The 5,018-nt window shown below is 48.2% G+C and carries 4 protein-coding genes and 1 pseudogene; 2 read left to right on the top strand and 3 right to left on the bottom strand.

The window, feature by feature from the left end; genetic code table 11:
* A pseudogene (locus RMO79_RS22545) lies at positions 1–144 on the bottom strand (photosystem II q(b) protein); the annotation flags it as partial.
* A 156-nt stretch (positions 145–300) separates the two neighbouring features.
* Positions 301–1,200 (bottom strand): ChaN family lipoprotein, encoded by a 900-nt coding sequence (locus RMO79_RS22540; RefSeq protein WP_310485507.1) that lies wholly within the window; start codon positions 1,198–1,200, stop codon positions 301–303.
* Positions 1,201–1,279: 79 nt separating this feature from the next.
* Here RMO79_RS22540 and RMO79_RS22535 point away from each other — a divergent pair, with 79 nt between their 5' ends.
* Positions 1,280–1,771, top strand: coding sequence for a thioesterase family protein (locus RMO79_RS22535; RefSeq protein ID WP_310485506.1), 492 nt, complete (start codon positions 1,280–1,282; stop codon positions 1,769–1,771).
* Between the two features lie 4 nt (positions 1,772–1,775).
* On the opposite strand, the gene mnmE is transcribed toward RMO79_RS22535, so the two are convergent.
* The gene (mnmE, locus tag RMO79_RS22530) at positions 1,776–3,146 is read right to left on the bottom strand and encodes a tRNA uridine-5-carboxymethylaminomethyl(34) synthesis GTPase MnmE (RefSeq protein WP_310485505.1); all 1,371 of its coding nucleotides are present in this window, start codon (positions 3,144–3,146) and stop codon (positions 1,776–1,778) included.
* A 164-nt stretch (positions 3,147–3,310) separates the two neighbouring features.
* On the opposite strand from mnmE, the gene RMO79_RS22525 reads away from it, so the two are divergent.
* On the top strand, positions 3,311–4,687 hold the full coding sequence (locus RMO79_RS22525) for a hypothetical protein (protein WP_310485504.1): 1,377 nt from the start codon (positions 3,311–3,313) through the stop codon (positions 4,685–4,687).
* Positions 4,688–5,018 lie beyond the last annotated feature (331 nt).

Here is a 5,018-nt window from a genome sequence, read left to right as displayed (position 1 = left end):
GAAGCAGATGGTGGCGGAGAGGAGGGTTGGTACCATGAGTACGCCGAACCAGCCGATGTAGATGCGGTTTTCTGTGGAGGCGATCCAGCTACAGAAGCGTTCCCAGACGTTCGCGTTCTGGGTGCGTTGTAAGGTTGTGGTCATGTGATGATGATTGCTGTTTGTTCTGTGTAGAACGGAATGTTTTTTATGTATAAGTCTAATTTAACCCGATTGTTAATGTTTGTAAACCTTTCTCAGTTTTGTTAACCTGATGGGAGTAATTAGTTTTGGTTATGTATGTGAATTGGGCATTCTGACTCACTTAGCAGGATTGGTTCGATCCCAAATAAAGTCAGCAGGAGCGGGTTGTTGCGGATCTAGTTCGTGACTGAGTAAAACTGTTTTCTGAGTAAACCGCGAATTAGTGCCCATCCGTCGCATGACTCGATCGGGAATGCCGTAACCATAGATAATGTGGGAACTGCCAGCAATAACGATCGTTTGTCGATCGGGATTTTGCTTAACAAACTCAGCCACCCGTTCTGCCATCGTTTCATCCCATAATAGTTGGGCGGTATAGAACCTGTCGAAACTTTTACTCGAAATCGAGACAATCCCGGCATGTTGTTGATAACTACTCAAAACAATCCGCTGATAGGCGAGATTGCTGCGATCGAGATCGGCAATGGGCGGGATATATTGGAGTTCGGTGGGGGTCAGACTTTCTAAGCCTTGCTTTGCAGCTTTACGCGTAATTTCGGTAGGGGTATTGAGGGCAATTACTGGTAAGCGGTTAGCTTTCGCAAATTCTAGAATCGTCGCGTAAGATTCCCACTTGTAGCCCCACCGTTTATCAAATTCTGACTTTTGACGTAATTGAGTAGCAGTAATATTACCTGCTAAATAAAGATCCAGTAACGGTTGCGCGGGACGCTGAAACATTTCCAGACCGATTGCCAACTGTGGTTTATGCTGAAATAATGCTTGCAAAATTGCTAACTGTTGTTGACGATCGACATCGCGATCGTGAGTTTCGCCCAAATAGACAACGCTGGCAGCTTTTAACCGTTCGACGATTTCTGTTTGCTGGGGTGTAAATCGAAGATCGCTTTGAACTGCGTTGGTTCCCGCATTAGCAGTTGGTATCGTAACGATCGTACTGCTGGCGATAATTACAATTAACCCCCATATAAGTGCGGCAATCCGGCATATATTCATACTTAGGTTAGCTATTAATATCTAGCTAAGATAACGCACAATCCTTTTATCTGTATCGCTCGATCGCAGATTTATTACTATGTCAGAATCTACCGATCTTCGTCCGCCAATTCCGGCTAATAGCGCGATCGAAAAATTGAGTTATCAAGCCATGTCTGGTAACTGGTTTGAATACCCGATCGTGGTACATCCCCATCATACCGATTATGGTGGCGTGGTCTGGCATGGTACCTATCTCGCCTGGATGGAAGAAGCACGCGTGACTTCGCTCAAATCGATCGGGATCGATTTTGCCGATTTAGTCGCAATGGGTTGCGATTTACCAGTCGTAGAAGTGTCAATTCGCTATCACCGCGCCTTGAAAATGGGCGAATCGGCAATCGTTAAAACTCGCACGATCGATATGGAAGGCGTACGCATTATCTGGGAATATGAAATCGAATCAGTAGATCGATCGATCGTCTATCTGACTGGAATGGTAACGTTAGTCGCTGTCGATCGTGAAAAAGGCAAAATCATGCGTCAGCTACCAGCGACAGTCCGAGATGCCCTAGTTAAAATGCGAGAATAATTGCTTACTTACCGATACAAAAGCGACTAAAGATCCGATCGAGTACCGATTCGGTTACCTCCTCGCCTGTAACTTCACCTAAGGCCCTAATTCCTTCCCGTAAGTCGATCGTCCAGAAGTCTAGGGGCAGTTTATCCTCGATCGTCGTTAACACCCGTTCGAGGGCAATTTGGGCGCGAATTAGAGCCGCTGCTTGACGTTGATTGATGGCAATATCGATATTAGCAGCGGTGAGTTTACCCGTGGCAATAATATCTAAAATAGCTGTTTCGAGTCGATCGATGCCTAGATCGATCGCCGCAGCCGTCTCGACGATCGTACCAATCTTAGCTGGTAAATTTAGAACAGGAGTAGTTTTCACCAGATCGATTTTATTAATCACCACAATCGTCGAGATTCCCTCGATCTGAGTATAGATTTCTGCCTCCGCTTGAGTCCATCCTACCTGAGCGTCGATCGTCAGCAACACCAAATCGGCAGATAGAGCCGCTGCCCGCGAACGCGCCACACCAATTTGTTCCACCACATCTTCAGTATCCCGAATTCCCGCCGTATCTAATACCCGAATGGGAATCCCACCCACGACTAATTGAGATTCGACTACATCTCGCGTCGTACCGGGTAAGGGTGTCACGATCGCCCGATCGCTTCGACTCCAAGCATTCAACAGACTAGACTTGCCAACATTCGGCTGTCCGAGAATTGCCACCTTTAAGCCACTGCGTAATAACTCCCCGCGATCGGCCGTCGCCACAATCTGCCCGATTTCGACTCCTAATGCCGTTAATTTTGCAGTGACATCATCCACGTCCAATGGCGGTAAATCTTCCTCAAAATCGATTCTCGCCTCAATCTCGGCAAGTAAATCTAGAGCTTGCGATCTCAATCTCCCGATCGGTTGGCGGAGTTTGCCCTGCAATCCGGAGATCGCCGTCTGAGCGGCGGCTGGAGATAATGCACCTACCAAATCGCTGATGCTTTCGGCTTGAGTCAGATCGATCCGTCCGTTTAAAAATGCCCGCAGGGTAAACTCTCCTGGCTCGGCAACTTTGGCACCGCATTCAACGCACAGTTGGAGAATCTGTTGTACCAAAATAATCCCACCGTGACTGTGGATTTCCACCACATCCTCGCGCGTGTAAGATCGCGGCGCGAGCATGATTAGCAATAACGCCTCATCGATAGTAGCACCAGTCTGAGGATGCCGGACGTAGCCATACAGAACCCTGTGGCTGCCCCATTCCTGTTGTCCTGGCGGGCTGAAAATCTGTCGGGCGATCGCGACAGCATCTACCCCCGACAACCGCACGATCCCGACGCTCCCCTGTTGGGGCACTACAGCAGTGGCGATCGCGACAATGGTTCCGGTTTGCATATTAGGCTTTAGGTCTTAGGTTTTAGGCTTTGGAACTACGTTATGGCTCTCCCAGTCTCCTCGTCTCCCCGTCCCCCAGTCTCCCATCTTTTCAAGATCGCTAGTTTCGCGATCGCTAATCTTGTAGAATACTAGCGTTTGGATCTAGCGCAAGGGGTCATTCAATGGCAGATTGGGAATTTCTAATTCAGCGTGATGGCGATCGCGGATGGCGACAGATCGAGACGGGCAATCTGCAATTGATGGCAGGTAAATATCGGATCGTTGCGAGTACTAACCTTCCCCATACAGAAATCCAGACTCGGATTACCCATCAGACATTAGGTGAGACTGTACCAAAACGACGATCGCGATCGGTCTCTCAAACTAGTAATGCCAAAGGATTGGTGCTGATTATTCCCTTTACGCAATTGCAGTCTGGAATGTGGCAGTTTGTCTGTAGTGGTATTGCTAGCCAAGAGGTCCGGCATCGCATTCTCAAACTCCGCGTTTTACCCCGCACTGCACCACCAGTAGCAGCCGTTGTAGCCCCCACTGTCAGCGCAGTTCTCGATCGAGTAGAAGAGATCGAACCACCTACTGAGCCGATGGAACCGATGGCGACGACAGCAGACGAACGCGAAAATTGGGCAGAAGGACTGGCGCGACTGTTAGAGCAACTAGAGCGAGACTCGCTCCAACCCGCGCCAACGCCAAATCTTCGGCTCGCACCTGGCGATATCCAATTTAACGCAATTTGCGACCCCCCATCGCAAGCAATTAGCTTGAATCGATCGACTTTTTCGGGAATAATTCCTGGCAATTGTCTGACGATCGTCGGTGATTGTAACTTACGGCTGGTAAGTGCCAACCTCTTACAACCAGCGAAAATCGAGAAATTATCGATCTGTGTGCGCCATCCTCAAACGTCGGAAATTGTCGCATCGATCGAACGCACTTTACCACCGAATTTAGATGCGTTTACTTTTAGGGGTCAACTCGATTTACCAGCGGACTTAAAAAGCGGTTTGTTACTAGGAGAGGTAAATCTTTCCGATAAATATAACATTCAACTTGGTTCCACTAACTTTACCATCTCGCTCAATCTCAATCCTCTCGCCGAATCCGAACTCTCGTTACTCCAAATGTTCGATCGGGTAGAAGCTGATTCAACCGCAACTGTCGAGCGACTCACGCACGAGTTGAAAATAGAAGCACTGACAATCGGCAATCTAATTGCTCCTTCGGTACGTTCGCAACCTAGCTCGCCTAAAGTTTCGCCGTCCGATCTCTATCCTGCCGTTCCCCTTGCTTACGAGCGAGAACCAGCCTTTACACATCCAGATATCGCCCCCGTCGAGTCATTTCCCAGCAGCCACATTTTCAACCCAGAACCCATTCCCCTAAAAATTCCGCCACTCTCACAGCCATCCCCTCGATTTTCTACCCCTGTTCCCGCCGACATCACGGGCGATTTAGAAATCGATTTTGCCGCTCTTACCGTCGATCGATCTCACGATCCTCATAACTATCCAAATTTAGAGATAGTTGTCGATGATTAAAACCATTGCCAATTGCCGCTAATTTGGTAAAAGTTGGATAAATTTTTCGAGCGATCGATTAGTGGATCTTATGCTTGAATCGTTTGCAGACAAGGCTTTGACGGCTTTTTGGGACTCTATGCCGGATTATTTATTAAGAATTAAAAACTTTTATCAAACATTTGTGAGCCTTTTTAGCGAACTAATTCAGTTGACACTCCTCCCGCTGAAGCGAGGAGGATTCTTGGCTCTACGATTCGATTTGCTCCAGCAGGTTTTCACCAACTGGAGTAGAGATCGCATCTCCCCAAGCGTTGAGGGGGTCAGACCCCCATGTTCCGGTGTGCCCCAC

The organism is Chamaesiphon sp. VAR_48_metabat_403 (genome assembly GCF_031422475.1).
GTDB lineage: Bacteria > Cyanobacteriota > Cyanobacteriia > Cyanobacteriales > Chamaesiphonaceae > Chamaesiphon.
Note: the sequence above shows the minus strand (reverse complement) of the source record. Positions and strands in the feature narration are given on the sequence as shown.

Excerpts from the sequence above, each read along its gene's own strand:
- mnmE (WP_310485505.1), bottom strand. The coding sequence starts at position 3,146 with ATGCAAACCGGAACCATTGTCGCGATCGCCACTGCTGTAGTGCCCCAA.
- RMO79_RS22535 (WP_310485506.1), top strand. The coding sequence starts at position 1,280 with ATGTCAGAATCTACCGATCTTCGTCCGCCAATTCCGGCTAATAGCGCG.
- RMO79_RS22525 (WP_310485504.1), top strand. The coding sequence starts at position 3,311 with ATGGCAGATTGGGAATTTCTAATTCAGCGTGATGGCGATCGCGGATGG.
- RMO79_RS22540 (WP_310485507.1), bottom strand. The coding sequence starts at position 1,200 with ATGAATATATGCCGGATTGCCGCACTTATATGGGGGTTAATTGTAATT.